2 protein-coding genes are annotated in these 1,480 nt (G+C 37.8%); both read left to right on the top strand.

Annotation, left to right across the window (positions count from 1 at the left end; genetic code table 11):
- On the top strand, window positions 1-685 hold a 685-nt coding region (locus E1176_RS01130; protein ID WP_155208748.1), incomplete at its 5' end, for a T9SS type A sorting domain-containing protein.
- 117 nt (window positions 686-802) lie between these two features.
- Window positions 803-1,480 (top strand): outer membrane protein assembly factor BamD (locus E1176_RS01125; RefSeq protein ID WP_155208747.1); only part of this gene is annotated, 678 nt, incomplete at its 3' end.

Below are 1,480 nucleotides of genomic sequence, written 5' to 3'. Positions count from 1 at the left end.
ATTTTTAGTAGCGGCATTCGCCTCTCAGGCGCAGCGCTTCGAGGTCGATGAGAAGTCAAAAAACTACAAAGTGAAAATTGGTGAAAAAGTCTCTACACCAATCAAAATCAAGAATATTTCTGACCAGCCTATTAATCTCGTGATCAGACGAGTCGATCAACTCATTGGCTCAAGCCAAAATACCTTCTTTTGCTGGGATGGAGACTGTTTTGAAAGCAGCAAAGAACAATTACCTGTTCAATACCAAATTCCTGCAGGAGAAACTTCGATCAAGTTTGAAACTGTTTTGGAGACAGGACTTGCAGAAGGCTTCAGTACAGTAAAGTACTTAATCTACGAGCGCAATAATCCAGCACAAGCGATAGAGTACAATATTTCATACACGATTGAGGACCGAAAAGAGAAACTGCTTATTTACGATTCGGAAGACCTGAAGATAAATGATGTATACCCTAACCCGGTTTCTGAGTTTGCCATTGTTGACTACAATGTGCTTAATAGAGAAATAGAGGCCAAAATACTCATACATAATGTTTTGGGAAGTGTGGTTGGAGAGTATCAATTACCCCCTTTAGAAAACAAAGTGACCATCAAAACTGAGGACTTAAATCCAGGTGTTTATTTCTACACATTGTATATTGATAACGATGGTATCATGACCAGAAAACTCATCATCAGAAAATAAAAGTTAACTTCCTCAAAATAAATCCTTTTACCTGTTGTTACGTAAGTAGTTTGGTAGCATTCCCCTGCTTCATTTTTTTATTGTTTATTTAGTCATATGACCTATATTTGCACCCTTATGTTAAAACGGGCTTATATAAAGTATTTTTTATTCGCTTTCGTCATTTTTTCTATCACTTCTTGCAGTAAGTTTAGAAAAATTGAAAAAAGTAATGATTGGCGTGTCAAGTATGAGGCGGCTATCAATTACTATGAGAAAGAGGATTACTATCGTGCATCGCAGCTTTTTGAACAGATAAAGCCGATTGTACGTGGTATGCCCGAGGGCGAAAAAGTTGAGTTTTACTTAGGCTATTGTCAGTATTACCAGGAGTTTTATCTACTGGCGTCACACCAGTTTAAGGTGTTTTACGAAACATACGCAAGAAGTGAGTATGCACAGGAAGCGCAGTTTATGTATGCGTATTCTTTATATGCCAACTCACCTACTTATAATCTGGACCAGACTAGCAGTTACGAAGCGATTGCAGCCATGCAAAATTTCATCAACCGCTTTCCTGGCAGTGAGTTTAGAGACGATGCGACTAAGGTAATAGATGAACTACAGGAGAAACTTGAGCTTAAAGGCTATTCTAATGCCAAGCAGTATTTCAAATTAGAAAGATATGCAGCAGCTGTAGTGGCATTTGAAACTTTCAGTAACTCATTTCCTGATTCTGAATACAATGAGGAAGTAGCTTTTCTAAAGTTTATAGCTCAGTATAACTACGCAGAAAAAAGTATCAGAAGCAAGCAA

The sequence above is a fragment of the Fulvivirga aurantia genome, from assembly GCF_009711475.1.
Classification (GTDB): domain Bacteria; phylum Bacteroidota; class Bacteroidia; order Cytophagales; family Cyclobacteriaceae; genus Fulvivirga; species Fulvivirga aurantia.
This window is presented reverse-complemented; position numbering and strand designations above follow the sequence as displayed.